This window comes from Rhizobium sp. RHZ02 (genome assembly GCF_014851575.1).
GTDB lineage: Bacteria > Pseudomonadota > Alphaproteobacteria > Rhizobiales > Rhizobiaceae > Rhizobium > Rhizobium altiplani.
The window spans coordinates 94319-115034 of the sequence record NZ_JACUZX010000006.1 but is presented as its reverse complement, the minus strand read 5'-3'; the positions used below and the strand labels follow the sequence as shown (position 1 = coordinate 115034).

Below are 20716 nucleotides of genomic sequence, written 5' to 3'. Positions count from 1 at the left end.
TTTCAGGTTAGCCGTTCCGGGGGCGCCTTGCGCATCAGGCGCTCCCGCCTTGCATTGCGCGCCCTTTCGCGAAACAACCCTCCCATGAGCATTCCCACCACACACCCCTTCGCCTTTAACCCCACCTACGGCATGACCCTTGCCGACCTCCGAGCGATCGTTCCGCCCGAAGCGCCGCCGGGGTTCGATGCGTTCTGGCAGGCCCGATACGAAAGAGCGATCGCCACCGACCCGCAGCCGGTGCTTCGAAAGAGCAGCCTGACGCATCCCGACTGGCAGGTCCTCGACATCACCTACACCTCGACCGGTGGATTCGAGATCGGCGGCTGGCTGCTCCTGCCACGGCGGCTGCCGGTGCGCCGCGGATTGGTGGTGGGCCACGGCTATGGCGGCCGCGATGCGCCCGATTTCGACCTGCCTGTCGAGGAAGCTGCCATTTTCTTCCCCTGCGCCCGTGGCCTGTCGCTCAGCGCCCGCCCGCCCATTCCGGCCGATGCGTCGGGGCATGTCCTGCAGGGTATCGACAACCCGAACACCTACATCATCGGCGGCTGCGTCGATGATCTCTGGCTTGCCGTCTCGTCGCTTCTCACACTTTATCCATGGCTCTCAGGCCACATCGGCTACAGCGGCGTCAGCTTCGGCGGCGGCATCGGCGCGCTGGCGATCCCGTTCGATCCGCGCATCGATCGCGGCCACCTCGTCGTCCCGACCTTCGGCGACCGGGAGCTATGGCTGACGCTACCGACCGTCGGCAGCGCAGATTCCGTGCAGACATACCAGACGACACATGGAAGCGTTCTCGAGACCCTGCGGATGTTCGACGCGGCCAGTGCCGCAAGCCGGATCGAGGTGCCGATGCTCGCAGCCGTCGCCCTCTTCGACCCCGCCGTCGCGCCGCCCTGCCAGTTCGCGGTGGCCAACGCCCTTCCGACATCAAAATATAATGAAACCTTCATATTGGATGCGGGGCACTTCGATTATCCCGGTAGCACTGAGCAGAACGCGATACTGCGCGAGAAAGTCCGAGATTTCTTCAAGGTGTTATGAACCGGGAATATCTGCGCTGGCATAGTCCACGCCTGCATCGCGAGATGGAACTGCTGGTGTTCGGCCATGCCGGCGCCAAGGTCCTGATGTTTCCGACCCGCGAGGGACGTTTCTGGGAATACGAAAGGCTCGGCGTGGTCGAAAGCCTTTCCGACAAGCTGCAAGCCGGCCAGCTGCAGCTCTATTGCATCGAGGGGCTGGCCACAGAGACCTTCTACGGCTTCGACCGGCATCCGGCTGACCGAATCCGCCGCCACACGGCCTTCGAAGACTATATCCTGAACGAAGTCCTGCCGCTGATGGCATCGAAGAACGGACATGAGTGCACCATCGTGCATGGCTGCAGCCTCGGCGCCTTCCAGGCCGCCAGCCTGGTCTTCCGGCATCCGCATCTGTTCCGCAAGCTGGTTGCCTTCTCCGGCCGCTACGACCTGACGATCAGGGTCGACTCCTTCGGCGATCTGTTCGACGGCTATTACGACGACACGGTCTATTTCCACACGCCGACGCACTTCCTGCCGGGGCTAAACGGCGGCTGGCAGCTGGATAAGCTGCGCGAGGTCGAGATCGTCCTGACCATCGGTGACGCCGACCCCTTCCTCGACAACAACTATCACCTCAGCCGGCTGCTGGCGGAGAAGCAGGTCGGCCACCAGCTGCATGTCTGGGAAGGCCGCGCTCACCGGGCAGGCGCCTGGCGCAAGATGGCCGGCCTTTACATCTGACCCCGCACCCGGCCCGCCTAGAGAAGAAGCTCTTCGCCAAGCGGAAGCTGAAGCAGACGCGATATGCCGATATTCTCCAGAAACACCTCGTCGTGGCTGACGACAAGCAGCGCTCCGTCATAGGCCTGCAGCCCCGCTTCTACGGCTGCAATGGAATCGATATCCAGATGGTTGGTCGGTTCGTCGAGGATGAGCAGCGGCGGCGGCTTTGCGCCACCGAGAACACAGGCAAGACCGGCGCGCAGCAACTGCCCGCCCGAGAGCGTCGACACCTGCTGCAGGGCGGCATCCGCCCGGAACATGAAACGCGCCAGCGCCGCACGGCAGGCATTCTCATTGGCCTGGGGATTGAGATTGCTAAAATTCTCGCGGATCGACAACGATCGATCGAGCAGACTGACACTCTGATCGAACAGTGAAAAGCCGGTCATGACGGAAACGGTCCCGGACCACGGCTGCAGCACGCCTGTGATCAGCGCCAGCACTGTCGTCTTGCCGGAGCCGTTCGGCCCGGCGATCGCGACGCGATCGGGGCCGGTCATGGCAAAAGAGAGGTTTCGGATGATCGGCGCCTCGGGCCGATAGCCCGCGGTGACGCGCTCCAACCGCAAGACATGCCTGCCGGGCGGCAACCCGGTTGACGCGAGCTGCGCTGAAAAGGGCTGCAGGATCTCGATCCGCTGCCGCGCCGCGGCCGCCTCCTCCACCGCCTCCTCGCGGCGTTTTTCGCCAAGGCGAACCTTGTTGCCGCTGGTGTTTTCCGCCGCCCGCTTGAGGCCACCGGCGACGATACGCGGCATATCGCTTCTTGCCGCCTTCTTGCGGCCGTTGCGATCGCTGCGGGCCTGTCGTTCCGCCGCGACCTGGGCGCTGCGGACCACACCGGCAACACGCCGCTCCGCGTCCGCGAGGTCGTGCTCGGCGGCGGCGAGCTCAAGCGCCTTGCGCACCTGAAAGGCGCTCCAGTTTCCACCATATCGCCGGGCACCGAGGCTGGTGATCTCGACGATCGCATCCATGGTATCGAGCAACTCCCGATCATGGCTGACGACGATGGCGCCGGCGCGCCAGCCGGAAAGCAACGTGATGATAGCCTCCCGCCCATCTCGGTCGAGATTGTTGGTCGGCTCGTCGAGGATCAGGAAATCGGGATCGGAGAAGACGAGGGCCGCAAGACCCACACGCGTCCGCTGGCCGCCGGAAAGCGAGATAAGCAACGTCTCCGGTTCTGCGTCCAGCCCGACGCGTTCGATCGCCGCGGCGATACGCGCCTCGATCGTCCAATCAGCAATGGCGAGTTCGTCGGCAGTGGCGTCGCCAGCTTCGGCGCGGCGAAGGATTGCGAGCGCATCACTGGCATCGAAGAGATCGGCGACCGTTGCACCCTCCTCCACCTGGACCGACTGGCGCAGGATGCCGAGCCGTCCGCCAAAGGCAATGCTGCCGGATTGCGGCTGCAGTTCGCCAGAGACGAGCTTGAGCAGCGTCGTCTTGCCGACACCATTGCGGCCGACAAGACCGGTTCGCTCGGCGCCGAAGCTCAGATCGAGATGGGAAAGAAGGGGTCGCCCGTCAGGCGTGGACCACAACAGATTGGATAGGGTAATGGATGCAGGCATGGATAAAGGACTCCCGAATGGCAAGGCGAGCTGGCGTTGCGATCGGCGTGGAATCCATTGCTGCACACATCCTGTTGGTATTGGCGATGGCCGCAATCTAGGCGGGCAGAGGGCTGAAATCAAGGCGATATCGGGCGGAACCGCAAACCGGCGACGGTCCGTGCCTGACCTGGCCACCCTTTGCCGGATAAATCGAAGCGGGCTTGCACTTCGGCGTCTCAATGACGCCGTGCTGGTTAGGGCCCCTTCGCTGCGTCCTTGACCTTCACGGCCATTGTCACTGCGGCATTCACGAGGATTTCGTTGCGCCCACCGCGATTGAGATCCACGCTGCTGGTGAGGTTGGTGATCTGGCAGCTTTCGGCCAGTGCCTGCAGGATGAGATCACATTGCTCGCTAGCCATCGTGTAGAGCCCTTTCTGGGCTGCCTTGATCTGTTCACCGATTTCCTGCCCGACCTCAACAGGCACCGAGAGGGACATCGTCGTCTGCACCTTGACCGTGCCGAGAGCACGCTCGCCGGCGTAGAAGTTCGGTGCGCGGTTGGGGACTTCCTGCGACAATGCCGGAAACGCAGCGAGCGCAAACGCGCATGTCAGAACTTTGGCAGAAACTTTCATCGACCATCTCTCCATGTGGTTGCGCGCATTTTCTGCCATAGCATTGTTAAACGACAATGAGCGCGCATCCTAATATTCTAGGAAACGCGCTCATTAGTTTTATCCGTCAGAGTAGTCGAGTGAGGATCAGACCTTGACCCAGGCACCGTTCTTCTTCGAAGAAGCCACACAGGCTTCGACGAAGGCAACGCCCTTCACGCCGTCATCAACGGTCGGGTAAACGACGGCCTTGTCGACCGCCTTGCCCTTCTTGTGCGCGTTGATTGCGTGCGCAGCTTCCGTGTAGATCGTCGCGAAGGCTTCGAGATAGCCCTCCGGGTGACCGGACGGGATGCGCGAAACGCGGGCCGCCGCCGGGCCGGAACCGGCGCCGTTGCGGGTGATCAGGCGCTTCGGCTCGCCGAACGGCGTAAACCACAGATAGTTCGGATCGGCCTGAACCCATTCGAGACCGCCCTTGGTGCCATAGACGCGGACCTTCAGACCGTTCTCATGGCCGGGGGCCACCTGGCTGCACCAGAGCATGCCCTTGGCCGCCTTCTCCGACCCCTTCGCCTTGAAGCGAAGCATAACGTGAGCGTTGTCGTCCAGCCGCCGGCCGGGCACAAAGCTGTCGAGATCCGCAGCCAGGCTGTCGAGTTCGAGGCCTGATACGAAGGACGCGAGGTTATAGGCATGCGTGCCGATATCGCCGGTCGAGCCGCCCGCACCCGACTGCGCCGGGTCGGTGCGCCACACGGCCTGCTTGGCGCCTGTCTGCTCGACGGCCTCGGTCAGCCAATCCTGCGGATATTCGGCCTGGACGATCCGGATGTCGCCGAGTTCGCCATTGGCGATCATCTCGCGTGCCTGGCGAACCATCGGATAGCCGGTGTAGTTGTGCGTGAGGATGAAGAGAGCGCCGCTCTCGTCGGCGACCTTCTTCAGCTTCTTGGCGTCGGCAAGGTTCGAGGTCAGCGGCTTGTCGCAGATGACGTGAATGCCGCGACGCAGGAATTCCTTCGCGGCGTCATAGTGCACATGGTTCGGCGTGACGATCGAAACCGCCTCGATGCCGTTCTTCAGCTTGGCTTCGCGGATCGCCATCTCGCGATAGCTGGAATAGATGCGCGACGGATCGAGGCCGAGGTCGCGGCCCGATGCAATCGCCTTTTCCGGCGTTGACGACAGCGCGCCTGATATCAGATCGTACTGGTCGTCGATGCGGGCCGCGATGCGGTGAACGGCGCCGATGAACGCGCCGGCACCGCCGCCGACCATGCCGAGACGGATGCGCGGTTCGCGCGCCTGTTCTGTAGATGCTTCAATTGCCATTGGTTCCTCCTGAATTTGCGTAGGGCAGAAACAGCCCTTCCCTCGGTCGGCTGGGGAAGGGAGAGCCCTTCCCCGCTGCGTTCCAATCAGCCCTCCTGTCGAGAGGGCCGCGGCCTCAGAGACCGAGCATGCGGCGGTTGGCCGCCTGGTCCGTACCGCCCGCTGCGAAGTCGTCAAACGCCTTCTCGGTGACGCGAATGATGTGCGCCTTGACGAACTCGGCACCTTCGCGGGCGCCATCCTCCGGATGTTTCAGCGCGCATTCCCATTCGACCACGGCCCAGCCGTCGAAGTTGTTGGCCGTCATCTTCGAGAAGACCGCGCCGAAATCGACCTGGCCGTCGCCGAGCGAACGGAAGCGGCCGGCACGCTCGACCCAGCCCTGGTAACCGCCATAGACGCCCTGGCGACCGGTCGGGTTGAACTCGGCATCCTTGACGTGGAACATCTTGATCCGGTCCTTGTAGATGTCGATGTTGTCGAGGTAATCCAGGCACTGCAGCACATAGTGCGACGGATCATAGAGCATGTTGGCGCGCGGATGGTTCTTCACGCGCTCGAGGAACATCTCGAACGTGATACCGTCGTGCAGGTCTTCGCCCGGATGGATTTCGTAGCAGACGTCGACGCCGTTTTCGTCGGCATGGTCGAGGATCGGCGTCCAGCGCTTGGCAAGCTCGTCGAAGGCGGTTTCGACAAGACCGGCCGGGCGCTGCGGCCACGGATAGATGAAGGGCCAGGCGAGCGCGCCGGAGAAGGTCGCATGTGCCTTGATGCCGAGGTGCTTGGACGCCGTCAGCGCCATCTTGACCTGTTCGACAGCCCATTCCTGACGCGCCTTCGGATTGCCGCGCACCTCAGGTGCTGCAAAGCCGTCGAAGGCTTCGTCATAGGCCGGATGCACGGCGACGAGCTGGCCCTGAAGATGGGTGGAAAGCTCGGTGACTTCGACGCCGTTCTGGCGTGCGACGCCGGCGAATTCGTCACAATAATCCTTCGAGGACGCTGCTTTCTTGAGATCGATCAGCTGGCCCGCCCAGGTCGGAACCTGCACGCCCTTGTAGCCGATGTCGGCTGCCCATTTGGTGATCGAATCCCACGAATTGAAAGGCGCGGCATCGCCCGCGAACTGGCCAAGGAACAGGCCTGGACCCTTGATCGTTTTCATGTCAATTCCTCCCTAAAAGATGACCGTAAACGTTTTTGATAGTGTTCTAGCACGCGATTTGAAGTCTGCAAGCCGATTTCGGCGAAACTACAAATCTTCCCCACCGGGCGGAGATCGAAGGCGGCCGACTTAACCACGGTCGGTCTCGGGCTGCAAGATGTACGTACCGCATTTCTCGTCGCCACACCGTCACGATGGGGACGCCGGCCGGCGAACCCATCGCTTCTTACTGCGGTGGACATCGCGCAGTGCCGTGTTACTGTCTTGAAACCAGGAGGGTGGCGCATGACGCGGCGTCTGGCAGCAATCTTGGATGCTGATGTGGTCGGCTTTTCCCGGCTGATGGGCCTTGACGAAAGCGGCACTTTCGCAATGCTGAAAGCGCACAACAGCGAAGTCATTGTCCCCAGCATCGGCAGACATCATGGGCGCGTGGTCAAATTCGTCGGCGACGGCACGTTGGCTGAATTTGCGAGCGTCGTCGATGCCGTCGGCTGTGCCATGGACATCCAGAGAGCATTGCTTGCGCTGAATGAGGCCGTCGAGCCGGATCGGCGCATGTTGTGGCGCATCGGCATCCACGTTGATGATGTGCTGGTCGAAGACGAGGACATCTTCGGCGACGGCGTGAATGTCGCCGCAAGCCTGCAGGCGCTGGCGCCTCCAGGCGGCATCTGCGTCTCCCAGCAGGTCAATGACCAGATCCGGTCGAAGCTTGACTTCAGGGCGATTGATTTCGGCAACCGCAAGCTCAAGAACATCGAGCGACCGATCCGTGTCTGGCGGTGGACGGCGGAAAGCGAACCGCCTCCCTCGCCTGCCGCGCCGAAGGATCCGGTCACAGGCCCCGTCCGCAATCGGCCCTCCATCGCGGTGCTGCCCTTCAGCAACATGTCGAGCATCGAGGGCCAGGAACATTTCTCGGATGGCTTCACGGACGAGCTGATCGCCACGTTGGCGCGCTGTCGCTGGCTGCTGGTCGCAGCCCGTAACTCGTCGTTCAGCTACAAGGGCCGGCAGGCCAATGCGCAACAGGTAGCGGAGGACCTTGGCGTCAAGTACGTGCTGGAAGGCAGCGTGCGCCGCGCGGCAGATCGCGTTCGCGTCACCGCGCAATTGCTGAACGGCACGGATGGCACGCTGCTCTGGGCGGAACGCTACGACCGGACGCTGGCCGACATCTTCGAGGTTCAGGACCAGCTTGCCTCGGAAATCACCGGCACGATCGAGCCGGAACTGGGCTCCATCGAATTCGCCGCCCTTCGTGGCCGCACGGTGTTCGACATGGATGCCTGGGAAATCTACCTGAAGGGCCTCTGGCATCTCTATCGGTTCACGCTTGATGAATTGAAGACCGCCAAGGCGCTCTTCGAGCAGGCAATCAGTATTGACCCGACGTTCGCGCAGGCGCAGGCGCGACTGGCTTATGTTCACATTCAGCTCGGCTGGTATGGCCCCCTCAATGAACGCGCGGAGCGGATCTGCGATGCGATCGAGCTTGCCGAACGCGCGATCATATCCGACCAGAGAGAACCCGCGGCGCACCTCGCCCTGGGAAGGGCGCTGGCGCTTGATGGCGCGACGGAGGCCGGGCTTGTGCATCTGCGCAACGCCTTGCAGCTGGACCAGAGCTTTGCGCAGGCTCACTTCGCGCTCGGTCAGGTCCTCTGCTACGTCGAACGCCCTGCGGAAGGCATAGAGGAGATCAAGGAAGCGTTTCGGCTCAGTCCTCGCGACCCGCATCTGTGGACCTTCCATAACGTTCTCGCCATCGCAAACTATCAATTGGGCAACATGGCGGAAGCGGCCAAGGCAGCGCGCGCATCGCTCCGCTCGCCGAACGCCACCTTCTGGCCAGCGATCTTTCTGGCTGCCGCCCTCGGAAGGGTGGGTGGCGAAACCGACGAGGCGCGAGAAGCAGTTGCGAGGCTTCATCGCTTCCGGCCGGGGATGACCTGCACTGACGCCCGCCGAGAGTTCTATTTCGGCGATAATCCCGTCATGACCGAAGCCTTCATCGACCGCTGCATCACGGACCTCGCCAAGGCCGGCCTGCCGGACTAGCAAGCGACACTGTCAAAGAAAGGCGCCCGTCCTGTCGAACGGGCGCCGCATTAGATTCTTCGGATCAGAACGGAGAATCCGGGAAGTAGAAGTCCTTCGCATTGTCCTTCGTGACAAGCGTCGCGTCGAGGACGAAGGTGCCGCGAACCGGAACCTGGCCGTAGAGACCAGCAGCCGTCAGCTCCATGGCCGTGCCAACCATTGCCGGCGGATAAAGAACGTCGACCGGGATCAGCTTGTCGCCGTCCATGACCTTCTTGACCATGTCCTTGGAGCCGGCGCCGGCGACAACATACTTGATGTCGGTACGCTTGGCCTGCTCGATCGCCTGCAGCACGCCGACAGCCATGTCGTCGTCCTGGCACCAGACCACGTCGATCTTCGGGTACTTCGTCAGATAGTCCTGCATGACCTTGAAGGCATCGTCGCGGTTCCAGTTACCGTACTGGCGGTCGAGAACCTTGACCTTGGAGCCGGCAATGCCCTTGTCGAAGCCGTCCTGGCGCTGCTGATCGATCGGGATAGGCAGGCCGCGAATGACGACGACTTCGGCGTCCGGCGTCTGCGCAGCGATGTACTTGCCAGCGACTTCACCGAGCGCCGGGTTGTTGCCAGCGACATAAAGGTCACGGACGGTGTCATCGTTGGTCGAGGGCGCACGGTCGACGAGCGCGACGTACTTGCCCTTACCTTTGACTTCCTTGATGGCGTTGACGAGCGGATCCGGATCCGACGGCAGGATGACGAGGGCGTCGATGCCCTGTGTATCAAGGTCCTGCACAGCGTTCGCCTGGCTGGCGGCGTCCGGCGAAGTCTTGACGATGACGTTCAGGCCCGGATGCTGTTCCATCAGTTTCTTGGCGATGCGTTCGGCGTGGAACACGACGCCCGAGGTCCAACCATGGTCGGCTGCCGGAATCGAGACGCCGATGGTGAACTTCTTGTCCTGTGCGTATGCGGTACCCGCCAGCGTGACGGCCGCAACCGCAAGACCCAACATGAGTTTGCGCATTCTATTTCCTCCCAATAAACGTCAGGGACTTTTCCTACCCGTCAACCGGACGCCCTGTGATCCCGGCCAATTCCTGGAACCAGTCCGCTTACGATTTGCGGACCAGCGAGCGCTGCACCAGCATGGCGATGATGATGATCGCACCCTGGATCGCACCGATGAGATATTCGCTGATGAAGTTCGACAGCAGCATGATGTTACCGACGAGTTCGAGAATGAAGGCACCGCAGATGGTCCCCCAGACGCGGCCAGCGCCGCCCTTGAGCGCCGTGCCGCCGACGACTACGGCGGTGATCGCCTGCAGTTCCCAGAGAATGCCGGTTGTTGCCGAGGTCGAGCCGAGGCGCGGCACATAAAGCAGCACCGCGATGGCAACGCAGAGCCCCTGGATGACAAAGGCGATCGTGCGCACGCGATTGACCGCAATGCCGGAGTAACGCGCGACATCACTATTGGAACCGACAGCAACGACATGGCGACCATAGCGCGTGCGGTAGAGAATGAAGGCCGCAACGGCAGTAACTGCCAGGATCACGACGATCGGAACCGGCACGCCGAAAATGCTGCCGAAATAAGCCGGACGGTAAAGCGTCTGGATGTCGGCCGAGCGCAGCGTGATCGCGCCGCCTTGGCTAAGCCATGTCGTCAGGCCGCGATAGATGCCCATGGTGCCGAGCGTGGCGATGAACGGCTCGATCCTGCCGACCGTGGTGATCAGACCATTGGCCAGTCCGCAGAGCGCACCGGCGACGAGCGTAAACACGACCGCGGCCGCCAGCATCAGTGTCGGGTCGGCAATCACGCCGGAATTCATCAAAAGGATCATCAGGCTGGCGACAAAGGCCACCATCGAGCCGACGGACAGATCAAGATCGCCTGCGGAAATCACGAATGTGGCGCCGACAGCGATAATGGCGATAAAGGCGCAGCGCGTCGCGACGTTGGCGAGGTTGGTGATGCCGATAAAGTTCGGATTGACCAGCGCGCCGACGATCAAGAGCAGTATCAGGGCTGCAAAGGGCGCGACCGCCCTGAGATCGATATCCCGCCAGGGGCGACGGCTGATTTCCCTGGTCTCCTCGTTCACACTCATCTCCAAACCAACCTCCCGCCCTCAATTCGATGGGCATCATACTTTACGGCGCGCCGAGCGCAGCGCCTCCCCGCCACCGTCAGGCGGCTTTCTTCTTCAATCCGGCGGCGTAGCGCATGATCTCCTGCTCGGAAATCTCGTCGCCCTCGAGCACGCCGACGATCCGTCCCTCGCGCATCACGGCGACGCGCGTGCAAAGGCCGATCACCTCCGGCATCTCCGAGGAGACGACAATGATGGATCGACCGTCGCGCGCCAGCGCGGAGATGAAATGATAGATCTGCTGCTTGGTGCCGACGTCGATGCCCCGCGTCGGCTCGTCGATGATGATGATCTCGGGCTCGGTCTCCATGACCTTAGCAAGCAGCAGCTTCTGCTGGTTGCCGCCCGACATACGCCCGGCAACGATGTTGGTGTCGCGAACCCGGATATCAAAGCGCCGCCTTGCCTTGGCGAGCGCCTGCGCCTCGCTGCTCGGGCTGAGATAGCCGTGTCGCGAATGCTGGCCGAGCGATTGCAGCGTCAGATTGGTCATCATGCCGGAGCGCAGAAGCAGGCCCTTCGACTTCCGATCCTTCGTCATGTAGGCAAGGCCGGCGCGATTGGCGGCATGTACATCGCCTGACGGAATCGATTCACCGCCAATGTGGACCTCGCCCGCGGCACGGTTCCGAAGCCCGGCGACCGCCTCCATCAGCTCCGTGCGACCGGAGCCAATCATGCCTGAGAAGCCGATGATCTCACCCTTGCGGACCTCGAAGCTGGCATCCTGAACATAACCCGTCGAGACACTTTCGACCCGAAGGACGATTTCCTCGTCGACATTGGGCTCGACCTTGGTCGGATAGAGACTTGAAAGCTCGCGCCCGACCATCAGCTGCGCGATGGATTCGCCGTCGAGCATCGCCGTCGGCGCAGTCTTGACCCACTGGCCATCGCGCAGCACGGTCACCCGGTCGGTGATTTCCATCACCTCGTCGAGCTTATGCGATACGAAGATAAAGCTTGTTCCCTTGTCACGCAGCTTGCGCACCTGCCGGAACAGGAAGTTCGTCTCTTCGCGCGAAAGCACGGCTGTCGGTTCATCCATGATGACGACGCGGGCATCGCGACTGATTGCCTTGGCGATTTCCACCATCTGCTTGTCGGCGATCGACAATGTGCCGATGATGGCATTCTCGTCGACATGCGAACCGAGCAGATCGAGTGCCTTGCGGGTCTCGGCGCGCATGTGTTTGCGGTCAAGCACGCCGAACCGCGTGACTTCGCGGCCAAGGAAAAGGCTCTCGGTCACCGTCAGATGTTCGGCAAGATTGAATTCCTGGTGGATGAGAACGATGCCGAGCGCTTCGGCCGCGCCGTTGGCCGGCAAGACGACCGGCTGGCCGTCGAGCAGGATCTCGCCCGAACTCGGCTGCTCGAAACCGGACATGACCTTGACCAAGGTCGATTTGCCCGCGCCGTTTTCACCCATGAGAGCATGGATCTCACCGGCACGCAGATCGAAATTGACACTGAAGAGGACTTGCACGCCGCTGAACGACTTGCAGATGCGCCGCGCGGACAACACCACGGGCGCGGTGTCGGCAGAATCCACACTCATTGACTGATTTCCTCCCTGCGGCTCCCATCCGCTTGAAGCCATATGTAAACCTTTACACGACGTATGTAAAGGTTTACATCATTGTTACACACAGATCTGCAGGTCGGCGCGTTTGACCTCCCGGCAAGTCTGTGTAGTGTCGCGGCGAAGGCATCCCAAGGCAGGACGCAGTGTCGAATTCCACGCCCGCAACCATAGAAGACGTCGCTCGGATCGCCGAGGTTTCGATCGCGACGGTATCGCGGGCGATCCACACGCCGGAGAAGGTCGCCAACTCCACGCGCCTGAAGGTCAACCAGGCAATCGCCATCACCGGTTACACGACCAATGCCATGGCGCGCAGCCTGCGGCTCGGTCGGTCGAATATGATTCTCGTGGTTGCTCCTGACATCGGCGACCCAAACTTCTCCAACATTCTGGTCGGCCTCGAGAACGAGGCGCGCGCCCACGGCTATGGCATCCTGATCGGTCACACGCAGAACGATGCGCAGCGCGGCCTCGAATATCTGAAGTTCCTGAATTCCAACCAGGCCGCCGGGCTGATCCTCTTCACCGGCATCCTGCCCTTCGGCCACCAGACGATGACCGCCCGCCTGCCGCCCAGCGTCGGGGTCTTCGAGCCGGTTTTCAACGGCGGCATTCCTTATGTCGGCGTGGATGATGTGGAAGGCGCCAGAAAGGCCGTCGATCTGCTGCTGGCAGAGGGCCATCGCAAGATCGCCTTCATCGGCGATTCGCGCACACGCCTTGCCTATAGCCGCCGGCGTCAGGGCTACGACGCGGGGCTCGATGCGGCGGGCGTTGCGCCAGATATGCGCATCGTGCTCGAAGGCGATGGAACGCTAGAGAGCGGCCGCCATGCCGTCGAGCAGCTCTTCATGCGCGACACGCTGCCGACCGCCTTCATGTGCGTCAACGACCAGACGGCGATCGGCGTGATGATCGGACTGAATGCCCGCGGTTACGACATTCCGAAAGACTTCTCCGTGACCGGCTTCGATGACGTGCCGCAGGCCGTGTTCATGTCGCCGCCGCTGACCACCATCCGCCAGCCGCGAACCTTGATCGGAAAGCAGGCCATGGCGCTTCTTCTGGAATTCCTGTCCGACGGCCAACCGGCGGAAACCGAAATCCTGCTGCGCCCGGACCTAGTGGTACGCAACTCCGTTGGCGCACCATCGCGTCGCTGGACGAAACGCTAAAGCGAACGGCGTAGCGTCCGCACCGTCGATACAATCAAACATTGATCATCGACTGCCCTTGAATGCCTCCCATCGCGCGTCCCGTTCGCGCTGATAGGCCGGATTGAGCTCAGTACTCAAATCTTCCCGTCTTATCGGCTGGCCGCACGATTCGCATGTCGGCCCAAGCCCCGCCGGCTTGCCGCAGCAAAGGTGCGTGTATTGCACGGCGCGGCCTTCGTCACCCGACTTCAGCCAGGTCTCGCCCCAGGCGCGCAGCGCCAGTATCACCGGGTAGAATGCTTCGCCCTTTTCCGTCAGGTGATACTCGTAGCGCGGCGGCCGCTCGCTGTAGCGACGGCGCTCCACAATGCCTTCGGCTTCCAATGACTTCAGGCGCGTTGCGATCATCTGCGGGGTCCCGCCAGTTTGCGCCTGAATTTCTTCGAACCGGTGACTGCGCATGAACAGCTCGCGCAGAACAAGCACGGTCCAACGATCCCCGACAACCGCCTCCGAGCGAGCAACCGGGCACAGCGTGTCTGGTGCAGAATCTTTCTCCATAGCGTAACTTTCTTTTTCATAGTTACTTGTAGATATGATTTTCATAGTTAATATAAGGAGTCATTAAAGCAAGCGCAACCGGCCATCTGGCCCGCGCTGAAAGGAGCGACATGGCCCAAGCAGGAGCATCGGCAATGCAGGCGCATAGCACTGCCCACTCAAAGGAGTTGCGTGGCGACGTCGCGCCGAAATCAAGCTCATCCAGCAGCGAAAGGAACCCGTCATGAGTGATCATGAAATCGTCGATTCAAGCTTTACCGCCGTCATCAACGCACCGATCGAGAAGGTCGACATTCCGAAATGGTGCTTCACGCTCCCCGAAGACGAGTACCAACGCTGCTCTCCGGCACACATCGCCGCCGGCTTTACGACGGCCCCCGACGGTAGGCGCATGTCGATCAATGTCGAGACGATCGGCGGCAGCCTGATGGTTCAGCACTATGTCGAGACCCTGGGTGAAAAGGATCACCTGATCCTGGAATCCGTTTCGGATATAGTCACGCCGACAGGCCGCACGACGATCCATGTGCTTTGGGAACTCAGCGTCAAACGAATCGACGATCAGACCTGCGAATTCACGAACCACGTTCGGTCCAGAGCAACGGAAGAATTCAAGGCCTTTCTCGATAGGCAGGGCATTCCTTTCGACGTCTTTCGCGCACAGCGTCAGCCGATGTCGATTGCGCACAACAAGGGCGAAACGCCACTCTTTGCGGCCAGCATCGAGCGTGCCGCACTTCGCAACTAAGTCCCGAAACACCTCAGCTTATTGGAGACAGTCATGTCAAAGCCGAATTACAGCAAGCAAACGACCGCCTTGCTCCTCGTCGATCCCTTCAACGACTTCCTGTCCGAGGGCGGGAAGGTTTATCCGCGCCTCAAGCCGATCGCCGATGAGGTCGCGCTTCTCGATAACCTCCGCCGGCTGGATGGCGCCATACGCGCGGCGGGCATTCAGGTGGCCATCGCCCCGCACCGGCGGTGGGAGCCGGGTGATTATGAGGATTGGGATCATCCCAACCCCACCCAACAACGGATCATGCACCAACACCAGTTCGCGCGCGGCGAATGGGGTGGCGAATGGCACCCGGATTTTGCGCCGAAACCTGGCGACATCGTCGCCAAGGAACATTGGGGGCAAAGCGGCTTCGCCAACACCGACCTGGATTTCCGACTGAAGCAGAAGGGCATCACCCATGTGATCGTGGTCGGACTGCTGGCCAATACCTGCATCGATACGACCGCCCGCTACGCCATGGAGCTTGGCTATCACGTGACTCTCGTGCGCGATGCGACGGCCGCCTTCTCGCATGAATTGATGCACGCCGCACACGAGCTCAGCGCGCCGACCTTCGCACATGCGATCCTGACGACCGACGAAGTGATTGCGGCCTTGCCCACGGCGTAACGACTGCATTGGAAGGCGCGCCGGTTCTCCCACCGTGCGCGCCAAGAGGCAACGTGACGCCGCCATCCGACACCGGCCGGGACGTCCCGCCGCGCTTGGCGGCGGGAGCAATTGGCATTCACCCGGCAACTGGCTATTGCGACTTCTGGGGATCATCCGCCGGGTTGACGTACTTGATGCCCCAAGGGCCGTTCGTGTTGATTTGGAGTACGGTCTCATCGTCGAAGTAGACGAAATGCGCCGTGCCCGGCGGCAGGGCAAAGAAACTACCCGCAGCCAGTGCCTTCGTGGCACTCCGATCAGCGGTTTTGCCCATGCCAAATTTGGCAGTCCCGGATAGGATCGTCACAACTTCATAGCCAGGATGTGTATGCGGCGGGATCGCATATCCCGACGGCACCTTTAGCCGAAGCGCAAACAAGCCTTTCTTGGTGGGATTGCCGAACAAGACCGCCGCTTGTGCTCCGGCCGGAAGCACCTTGGGGGCCTCGACCCACTTGATATCACCGGGAGCGAATATAGTGTGCGCATCCTCCGCCAGAGCGAGCGATGCAGCCCCGCAGAATCCAATCAAGCCGACTGCGAATATCGATGCGATCTTCATGATATCCTCCCTCTCGCCAGGCCTTCAACCTCGGCTGAGCGCTGGGGCAGGCTCGCGAAAGCCAAGAATACGTCCGCGGACCATCTCTAGGCAAGCGTTCTTCGGTCGTCCGACCGACCGCCGGCAGGTCATTTCACCCGCTTGAACACCCATTTCACGACGTATTCGCCGCTTCGCTTCATCTTGGTTTTCGTCTTGACCTGCACCGGCCCGCCCAGAGCAGCCTCGGCGGCTTCAAACGCCTGGCGTGCCTCGGCCATGGCCGCGTGATAGGCGCTGTTGTCGCGCTTGGGACTATCGGCGACGGCCTGCACGAGGGCGGCGCTCCAATCACGTTCACTGTCGCTCATTTATCAACCCCCGTTCGCAGCAAGGCGGTCTACGCTCTCGAGCCTTGGCTGCGCAAGCGCGAATGATTGAAGCGGCGGCGTCATTGCTGCAGCTGCGATGCGATTGCCGCCTTGTCGATGACAGACCAGACCTCCTCGATCCGCCCGTCCCGGAACTCATAGAACACGTTTTCAGTGAACGAGACCCTCTTGCCGTTCACCGGCATGCCAAACAGGAGCCCTTTCGGCGTGCAATCAAACCGCAGGCGGCTTCCCACGCGGGGCGGCTCGGAAATCAGGAAATCGATGTCGAAATGTAGGTCCGGAATCGCAAGAAAGTCGCCCTCCAGCATCTGGCGATAGCCGGACAGCCCGATTCGCGCTCCATTGTAGTGAACATCGGGATGAACGAACTGGTCGAGCGCCGTCCAATTCTGGCGGTTCAGACAGGCGATGTAGTCTCGATAGACGGCAGCAAGGTCGGCTTTGGACACGGCATCGCCTCCGGGTGTTATGGTCCCGAGGCCAAGTAGGATGACGCCGAGATTTGGCAACCGCATATCGGGATGATCCGACCGCTTCGAACGCGACGCAGCCCCTGCGTCACTCCACCAGCCCGAACATAGGGCCGAACCCGCCATGCCAGGATTTGTCGTTGCGCCCAAGGGCCGGACTGTAGAGCCCGACACCGCGGCCACCGTCGAGAAACAGCGCATTCGGGCAGGACAAATGATCGCGGAACAAGCGCGCGAAGTCGTGGAAATTCACCCTGTCTTCACTGACTGCGAAGCGCACCGCGCCATCGGCGCAGATGCCGACCCCGCCACGACGGGTGCGGTCCGTCGATCCGACGATAAAGATCGGGTTCAGCTTGTTGCCGATGACCAGCATCGGACCGGACTGGGTGGCGAACCGGACCTCCGACCGGCGTTTCAAAAATTCTTGCGTCGGAAGTATTCCGGTGGCGGCGCCATCGATGAAGAACACGCCATTCGGCTTTTTATAGAAGTTCGGCACGGGACCCGAGGCGGCGCCGTCTCTCTCGGTGCGGTTGACGGGCCGCAATTCCTGGCCGTCTTCCACATAGAGGCCGATCGGCGAAAAATCAGGCAGATACATGCCGGCATTGACCGCGAACGCCAAGGTCTGTCCCTTGTTGCGAACGGCCTCGGCGACGCTGGAGAAATCCCGATAAGGCTCTCCATCCGCGTTCTTCCAGAACAAGCGCAGATCGCCTTCTTCTTTCTCGACGGTGCAGACGATATAGGCCTCCCCTCCGAAGGTATCCTGCACGCAGGGCTGGGGGGAAGCTGCCCCTACAGATATCGCCGCTGCCAACATCGCTGCTATGGCAAGCATGCCCTGTCTGAGATAGGCCATCGTAGCCATGCCCTTCTTTTCAGATCGCCATCCGGCCGCCCGCAGTGTACCCTTGGCATCCTATCTCGCCTGAATCGTCAAGGCGACGACCGCGCGCCGTCCCCATCAACGAAAAAGGGCCGGCAAGCTCTCGCTCCCGGCCCTCTCCTCCACAATCAACCGCCGATTAAACGTAACGGTTGACGATGTTTTCGAGCAGTTCCTGCTTGCCGGACTTCGGCTGCGGGTTGATGTCCTTGGCTTCGACCCACTCGGCGATCTGCTCGAGCGAGTATTCGCCGCGGGCGAGCTTCTGGCCTTCGGCCGAATCCCAGCCGGCGTAGCGGGCATCGAGCGGGCCGGACAGAGCCTTGTCCTCGATCATCTTGGCAGCAGCGTTGAGACCGCGGGCGCAGGCATCCATGCCGCCGATATGGCCGATCAGCAGATCTTCCGGATCGAGCGACTGGCGGCGAAGCTTGGCGTCGAAGTTGGTGCCGCCGGTGGTGAAGCCGCCGCCCTGCAGGACGTAGTAGTAGGCGAGCGCCATTTCCGGAACGTTGTTCGGGAACTGGTCGGTATCCCAGCCCGACTGGTAGTCGTTGCGGTTCATGTCGATCGAGCCGAAGATGCCGAGCGCGTTCGCGAGTGCCAGTTCGTGCTCGAAGGAGTGGCCGGCGAGGATCGCGTGGCCCTGTTCGATGTTGACCTTCACTTCGTTTTCGAGGCCGTGCTTCTTGAGGAAGCCGTAGACCGTCGCGACGTCGTAGTCGTACTGGTGCTTGGTCGGCTCCTGCGGCTTCGGCTCGATGAGGATCGTGCCCTTGTAGCCGATCTTGTGCTTGTACTCGACGACGAGGTTGAGGAAGCGGCCGAGATGGTCGAGTTCCTTTTTGAGGTCGGTGTTGAGCAGGGTCTCATAGCCTTCGCGGCCGCCCCAGAGAACGTAGTTCTCGCCACCGAGCTTGGCCGTGGCGTCCATGCAGGTCTTAACCGTCGCGGCGGAGTAGGCGAAGACTTCCGGATCCGGGTTGGTGGCCGCACCCGACATGAAGCGGCGGTTCGAGAAGAGGTTCGCGGTACCCCAGAGCAGCTTGACGCCTGATGCGGCCTGCTTTTCGGCGAAGTAGTCGACGATCTCGTTCAGGTTCTTGGTGTTTTCGGCGAAGTTCTTGCCTTCCGGGCGCACGTCGGCGTCATGGAAGCAGTAGTAGGGCGCGTCGAGCAACTGGAAAAGTTCGAACGCAACGTCGGCCTTCAGCTTGGCGGCCTTCATCGTATCTTCGAACCAGGGGCGCAGGAAAGTCTGGCCGCCGAAGGGATCGCCGCCCTGCCAGGCGAAGGTGTGCCAGTAGGCGACCGCGAAGCGCAGATGATCTTCCAGGCGCTTGCCGAGAACGACTTCGTCCTTGTTGTAGTGGCGGAAGGCCAGCGGGTTCTTGCTGTCCGGGCCTTCATATTTGATCTTCTGGATGTCGCCGAAAAATCCGGTGCTCATGTCCATGTCTCCTTGGGTTTCGGGATTGTTGTTCTGGGTTCAGTGCTGCAGCGATTTGATCGCCGGATAGAGAGCGCGATAGCGCTTGTAGGAATCTTCGTAAGCGCCGGAGAGCGCCGCGACGGGCTCGATCGTGCCCGCCGTCTTCGGTGGTGTGCAGACCGCAACCGGATCTGCGCCAGTCGCGGCGATCAGGCCGAGGCGGGCCGCGCCAAACGCTGCGCCGAAGTCACCGTCAGCCGGCAGGTCGACCGGCACACCGAGCGCCGTAGCAATCGAGGCCAGCCAATAGCGCGAGCGCGAGCCGCCGCCGATCGCGGTGACGCGGGAAATATCCGTGCCCGCAGAACGCAGCGCTTCGAGATTGTCGCGGATCGCGAAGGACACGCCTTCGAGAACAGCCTGGGTCAGCACCACGCGGCTGCTCTCATGCTCGAGGCCGATGAACGCACCGCGGATGACGGCATCGTTGTGCGGCGTGCGCTCGCCCGAGAGATAGGGAAGGAAGGTGACGCCCGACGGCGCTTTCAGCGTTTCACCGAGTTCAGTGGTCAGGTCAGCCGCCGACTGTCCCGTGACGCTGGAGTGCCAGTTCAGCGCGTCCGTCGCCGAGAGGATGACGCCCATCTGATGCCAGGTATTCGGCAGCGCATGGCAGAACGCATGCACGGCGCTTTCCGGCTTCGGCAAATAGGCCGCATTGGCCGCGAAGAGAACGCCCGAGGTGCCAAGCGACACGAAGGCCGCGCCATCGCTGACCGTGCCCATGCCGCAGGCGGAAGCGGCATTATCGCCGGCGCCGCCGGCAACGACGACACTTCCGGAGATTCCCCACTTGCTGGCCAGCTCGCCGCGCAGCTTGCCGCCCTGCTCCGTGCCTTCGATCAGATGAGGCATCTGCTTTTCATCGAGGCCGGTGACCGCAAGAAGCTCTGATGACCACTTGCGCTTGCCGGTGTCGAGCCACGAGGTGCCGGCAGAGTCCGACATTTCCGAAATGTGCTCGCCGGTCAGCCAGAGGCGCAGATAGTCCTTCGGCAGCAGCACCTTGGCGACCTTGGCGAAGATTTTCGGCTCATGCTTGGCGACCCAGGCAAGCTTTGGCGCGGTAAAGCCGGGGAAAACGATGTTGCCGGTCAGCCTGCGGAAACGCGGATCGGAATCCAGCGCGGCTGCCTCGACATAAGAGCGCGTATCGTTCCACAGAATGCAGGGGCGCAGCACCTTATCCTCGGCATCGAGCAGGGTTGCGCCGTGCATCTGGCCGGAAAGGCCAATGCCCTTCACGGCAGCGAGTTCCTTCGGATGCTTTGCCTTTAACCCGGCTACAGCCTCTTCCGTCGCGCGGATCCAGTGCGAGGGCTCCTGCTCCGACCATCCGGAATGCGGGCGCGAGACGTCGAGCGAACCATTGGCCGAGCCTATGATCTTCTGATCGCCATCGATCAGCATGGCTTTGACGCCGGAGGTTCCGAGATCGAGACCCAGATACATGTGTTTCTCCC

The 20716-nt window shown here is 61.7% G+C and carries 21 protein-coding genes; 6 read left to right on the top strand and 15 right to left on the bottom strand.

The genetic code is table 11. The annotated features are described in order from the left end of the window. Window positions 1-84: 84 nt before the first annotated feature. Both IB244_RS12505 and IB244_RS12500 read left to right on the top strand, forming a co-directional pair. Complete coding sequence (locus IB244_RS12505) at window positions 85-1050, top strand: acetylxylan esterase (protein ID WP_192304393.1); 966 nt, start codon at window positions 85-87, stop codon at window positions 1048-1050. Continuing rightward, complete coding sequence (locus IB244_RS12500) at window positions 1047-1775, top strand: esterase family protein (protein WP_018856542.1); 729 nt, start codon at window positions 1047-1049, stop codon at window positions 1773-1775. Before IB244_RS12505 ends, IB244_RS12500 begins: the two co-directional genes overlap by 4 nt. A gap of 17 nt (window positions 1776-1792) precedes the next feature. Here IB244_RS12500 and IB244_RS12495 read toward each other — a convergent pair whose 3' ends face one another. From IB244_RS12495 to IB244_RS12480, 4 genes are all read right to left on the bottom strand, one after another. After that, complete coding sequence (locus tag IB244_RS12495; RefSeq protein WP_192304390.1) at window positions 1793-3394, bottom strand: ABC-F family ATP-binding cassette domain-containing protein; 1602 nt, start codon at window positions 3392-3394, stop codon at window positions 1793-1795. Between the two features lie 236 nt (window positions 3395-3630). After that, window positions 3631-4014, bottom strand: a complete 384-nt coding sequence (locus tag IB244_RS12490; protein WP_018856540.1) for a hypothetical protein — start codon at window positions 4012-4014, stop codon at window positions 3631-3633. A 126-nt stretch (window positions 4015-4140) separates the two neighbouring features. Continuing rightward, window positions 4141-5328, bottom strand: coding sequence for a Gfo/Idh/MocA family protein (locus tag IB244_RS12485; protein WP_192304388.1), 1188 nt, complete (start codon window positions 5326-5328; stop codon window positions 4141-4143). Between the two features lie 115 nt (window positions 5329-5443). Further along, window positions 5444-6496: a sugar phosphate isomerase/epimerase family protein gene (locus IB244_RS12480; RefSeq protein ID WP_025658891.1), complete on the bottom strand. Its 1053-nt coding sequence runs from the start codon at window positions 6494-6496 to the stop codon at window positions 5444-5446. 285 nt (window positions 6497-6781) lie between these two features. On the opposite strand from IB244_RS12480, the gene IB244_RS12475 reads away from it, so the two are divergent. Next, entirely contained in the window at window positions 6782-8560 is a 1779-nt protein-coding gene (locus tag IB244_RS12475; protein WP_169682962.1) for an adenylate/guanylate cyclase domain-containing protein, read from the top strand. 64 nt (window positions 8561-8624) lie between these two features. Here the strand turns inward: IB244_RS12475 and IB244_RS12470 are convergent, their stop codons facing one another. The 3 genes from IB244_RS12470 to IB244_RS12460 form a co-directional block, all read right to left on the bottom strand. Continuing rightward, entirely contained in the window at window positions 8625-9572 is a 948-nt protein-coding gene (locus IB244_RS12470) for a substrate-binding domain-containing protein (RefSeq protein ID WP_016556996.1), read from the bottom strand. A gap of 88 nt (window positions 9573-9660) precedes the next feature. After that, entirely contained in the window at window positions 9661-10665 is a 1005-nt protein-coding gene (locus IB244_RS12465) for an ABC transporter permease (RefSeq protein WP_113471952.1), read from the bottom strand. A gap of 79 nt (window positions 10666-10744) precedes the next feature. Continuing rightward, the gene (locus IB244_RS12460) at window positions 10745-12268 is read right to left on the bottom strand and encodes a sugar ABC transporter ATP-binding protein (RefSeq protein WP_018856535.1); all 1524 of its coding nucleotides are present in this window, start codon (window positions 12266-12268) and stop codon (window positions 10745-10747) included. Window positions 12269-12438: 170 nt separating this feature from the next. Between IB244_RS12460 and IB244_RS12455 the strand changes: the two genes are divergently transcribed. Next, window positions 12439-13470, top strand: coding sequence for a LacI family DNA-binding transcriptional regulator (locus IB244_RS12455; protein WP_018856534.1), 1032 nt, complete (start codon window positions 12439-12441; stop codon window positions 13468-13470). 45 nt (window positions 13471-13515) lie between these two features. Here IB244_RS12455 and IB244_RS12450 read toward each other — a convergent pair whose 3' ends face one another. Both IB244_RS12450 and IB244_RS31885 read right to left on the bottom strand, forming a co-directional pair. Beyond that, window positions 13516-14013 carry a winged helix-turn-helix transcriptional regulator gene (locus IB244_RS12450; protein WP_018856533.1) on the bottom strand — a complete coding sequence of 166 codons (498 nt, stop codon included), beginning with the start codon at window positions 14011-14013 and terminating at the stop codon, window positions 13516-13518. A 22-nt stretch (window positions 14014-14035) separates the two neighbouring features. After that, the gene (locus IB244_RS31885) at window positions 14036-14248 is read right to left on the bottom strand and encodes a hypothetical protein (RefSeq protein ID WP_156828743.1); all 213 of its coding nucleotides are present in this window, start codon (window positions 14246-14248) and stop codon (window positions 14036-14038) included. Between IB244_RS31885 and IB244_RS12445 the strand changes: the two genes are divergently transcribed. Next, window positions 14237-14761: a hypothetical protein gene (locus tag IB244_RS12445; protein WP_018856532.1), complete on the top strand. Its 525-nt coding sequence runs from the start codon at window positions 14237-14239 to the stop codon at window positions 14759-14761. The genes IB244_RS31885 and IB244_RS12445 overlap by 12 nt on opposite strands. A 33-nt stretch (window positions 14762-14794) precedes the next feature. After that, window positions 14795-15421 (top strand): isochorismatase family cysteine hydrolase, encoded by a 627-nt coding sequence (locus tag IB244_RS12440; protein WP_113471954.1) that lies wholly within the window; start codon window positions 14795-14797, stop codon window positions 15419-15421. A gap of 133 nt (window positions 15422-15554) precedes the next feature. Here IB244_RS12440 and IB244_RS12435 read toward each other — a convergent pair whose 3' ends face one another. The 6 genes from IB244_RS12435 to xylB form a co-directional block, all read right to left on the bottom strand. Beyond that, a complete protein-coding gene (locus tag IB244_RS12435) occupies window positions 15555-16025 on the bottom strand; it encodes a cupin domain-containing protein (protein WP_018856530.1) in 471 nt (156 codons plus the stop codon). A 128-nt stretch (window positions 16026-16153) separates the two neighbouring features. After that, complete coding sequence (locus IB244_RS12430) at window positions 16154-16375, bottom strand: hypothetical protein (RefSeq protein WP_018856529.1); 222 nt, start codon at window positions 16373-16375, stop codon at window positions 16154-16156. Window positions 16376-16455: 80 nt separating this feature from the next. After that, complete coding sequence (locus IB244_RS12425) at window positions 16456-16848, bottom strand: ester cyclase (RefSeq protein ID WP_026371712.1); 393 nt, start codon at window positions 16846-16848, stop codon at window positions 16456-16458. Window positions 16849-16957: 109 nt separating this feature from the next. After that, window positions 16958-17734 carry a phosphodiester glycosidase family protein gene (locus IB244_RS12420; protein WP_113471969.1) on the bottom strand — a complete coding sequence of 259 codons (777 nt, stop codon included), beginning with the start codon at window positions 17732-17734 and terminating at the stop codon, window positions 16958-16960. A 166-nt stretch (window positions 17735-17900) separates the two neighbouring features. Beyond that, window positions 17901-19211, bottom strand: coding sequence for a xylose isomerase (gene xylA, locus IB244_RS12415; RefSeq protein WP_192304386.1), 1311 nt, complete (start codon window positions 19209-19211; stop codon window positions 17901-17903). 39 nt (window positions 19212-19250) lie between these two features. Next, a complete protein-coding gene (gene xylB, locus IB244_RS12410) occupies window positions 19251-20705 on the bottom strand; it encodes a xylulokinase (protein WP_192304384.1) in 1455 nt (484 codons plus the stop codon). Between the last annotated feature and the right edge of the window lie 11 nt (window positions 20706-20716).

Excerpts from the sequence above, each read along its gene's own strand:
- IB244_RS12505 (WP_192304393.1), top strand. The coding sequence starts at position 85 with ATGAGCATTCCCACCACACACCCCTTCGCCTTTAACCCCACCTACGGC.
- IB244_RS12500 (WP_018856542.1), top strand. The coding sequence starts at position 1,047 with ATGAACCGGGAATATCTGCGCTGGCATAGTCCACGCCTGCATCGCGAG.
- IB244_RS12495 (WP_192304390.1), bottom strand. The coding sequence starts at position 3,394 with ATGCCTGCATCCATTACCCTATCCAATCTGTTGTGGTCCACGCCTGAC.
- IB244_RS12490 (WP_018856540.1), bottom strand. The coding sequence starts at position 4,014 with ATGAAAGTTTCTGCCAAAGTTCTGACATGCGCGTTTGCGCTCGCTGCG.
- IB244_RS12485 (WP_192304388.1), bottom strand. The coding sequence starts at position 5,328 with ATGGCAATTGAAGCATCTACAGAACAGGCGCGCGAACCGCGCATCCGT.
- IB244_RS12480 (WP_025658891.1), bottom strand. The coding sequence starts at position 6,496 with ATGAAAACGATCAAGGGTCCAGGCCTGTTCCTTGGCCAGTTCGCGGGC.
- IB244_RS12475 (WP_169682962.1), top strand. The coding sequence starts at position 6,782 with ATGACGCGGCGTCTGGCAGCAATCTTGGATGCTGATGTGGTCGGCTTT.
- IB244_RS12470 (WP_016556996.1), bottom strand. The coding sequence starts at position 9,572 with ATGCGCAAACTCATGTTGGGTCTTGCGGTTGCGGCCGTCACGCTGGCG.
- IB244_RS12465 (WP_113471952.1), bottom strand. The coding sequence starts at position 10,665 with ATGAGTGTGAACGAGGAGACCAGGGAAATCAGCCGTCGCCCCTGGCGG.
- IB244_RS12460 (WP_018856535.1), bottom strand. The coding sequence starts at position 12,268 with ATGAGTGTGGATTCTGCCGACACCGCGCCCGTGGTGTTGTCCGCGCGG.
- IB244_RS12450 (WP_018856533.1), bottom strand. The coding sequence starts at position 14,013 with ATGGAGAAAGATTCTGCACCAGACACGCTGTGCCCGGTTGCTCGCTCG.
- IB244_RS12445 (WP_018856532.1), top strand. The coding sequence starts at position 14,237 with ATGAGTGATCATGAAATCGTCGATTCAAGCTTTACCGCCGTCATCAAC.
- IB244_RS31885 (WP_156828743.1), bottom strand. The coding sequence starts at position 14,248 with ATGATCACTCATGACGGGTTCCTTTCGCTGCTGGATGAGCTTGATTTC.
- IB244_RS12440 (WP_113471954.1), top strand. The coding sequence starts at position 14,795 with ATGTCAAAGCCGAATTACAGCAAGCAAACGACCGCCTTGCTCCTCGTC.
- IB244_RS12435 (WP_018856530.1), bottom strand. The coding sequence starts at position 16,025 with ATGAAGATCGCATCGATATTCGCAGTCGGCTTGATTGGATTCTGCGGG.
- IB244_RS12430 (WP_018856529.1), bottom strand. The coding sequence starts at position 16,375 with ATGAGCGACAGTGAACGTGATTGGAGCGCCGCCCTCGTGCAGGCCGTC.
- IB244_RS12420 (WP_113471969.1), bottom strand. The coding sequence starts at position 17,734 with ATGGCCTATCTCAGACAGGGCATGCTTGCCATAGCAGCGATGTTGGCA.
- xylA (WP_192304386.1), bottom strand. The coding sequence starts at position 19,211 with ATGAGCACCGGATTTTTCGGCGACATCCAGAAGATCAAATATGAAGGC.
- xylB (WP_192304384.1), bottom strand. The coding sequence starts at position 20,705 with ATGTATCTGGGTCTCGATCTCGGAACCTCCGGCGTCAAAGCCATGCTG.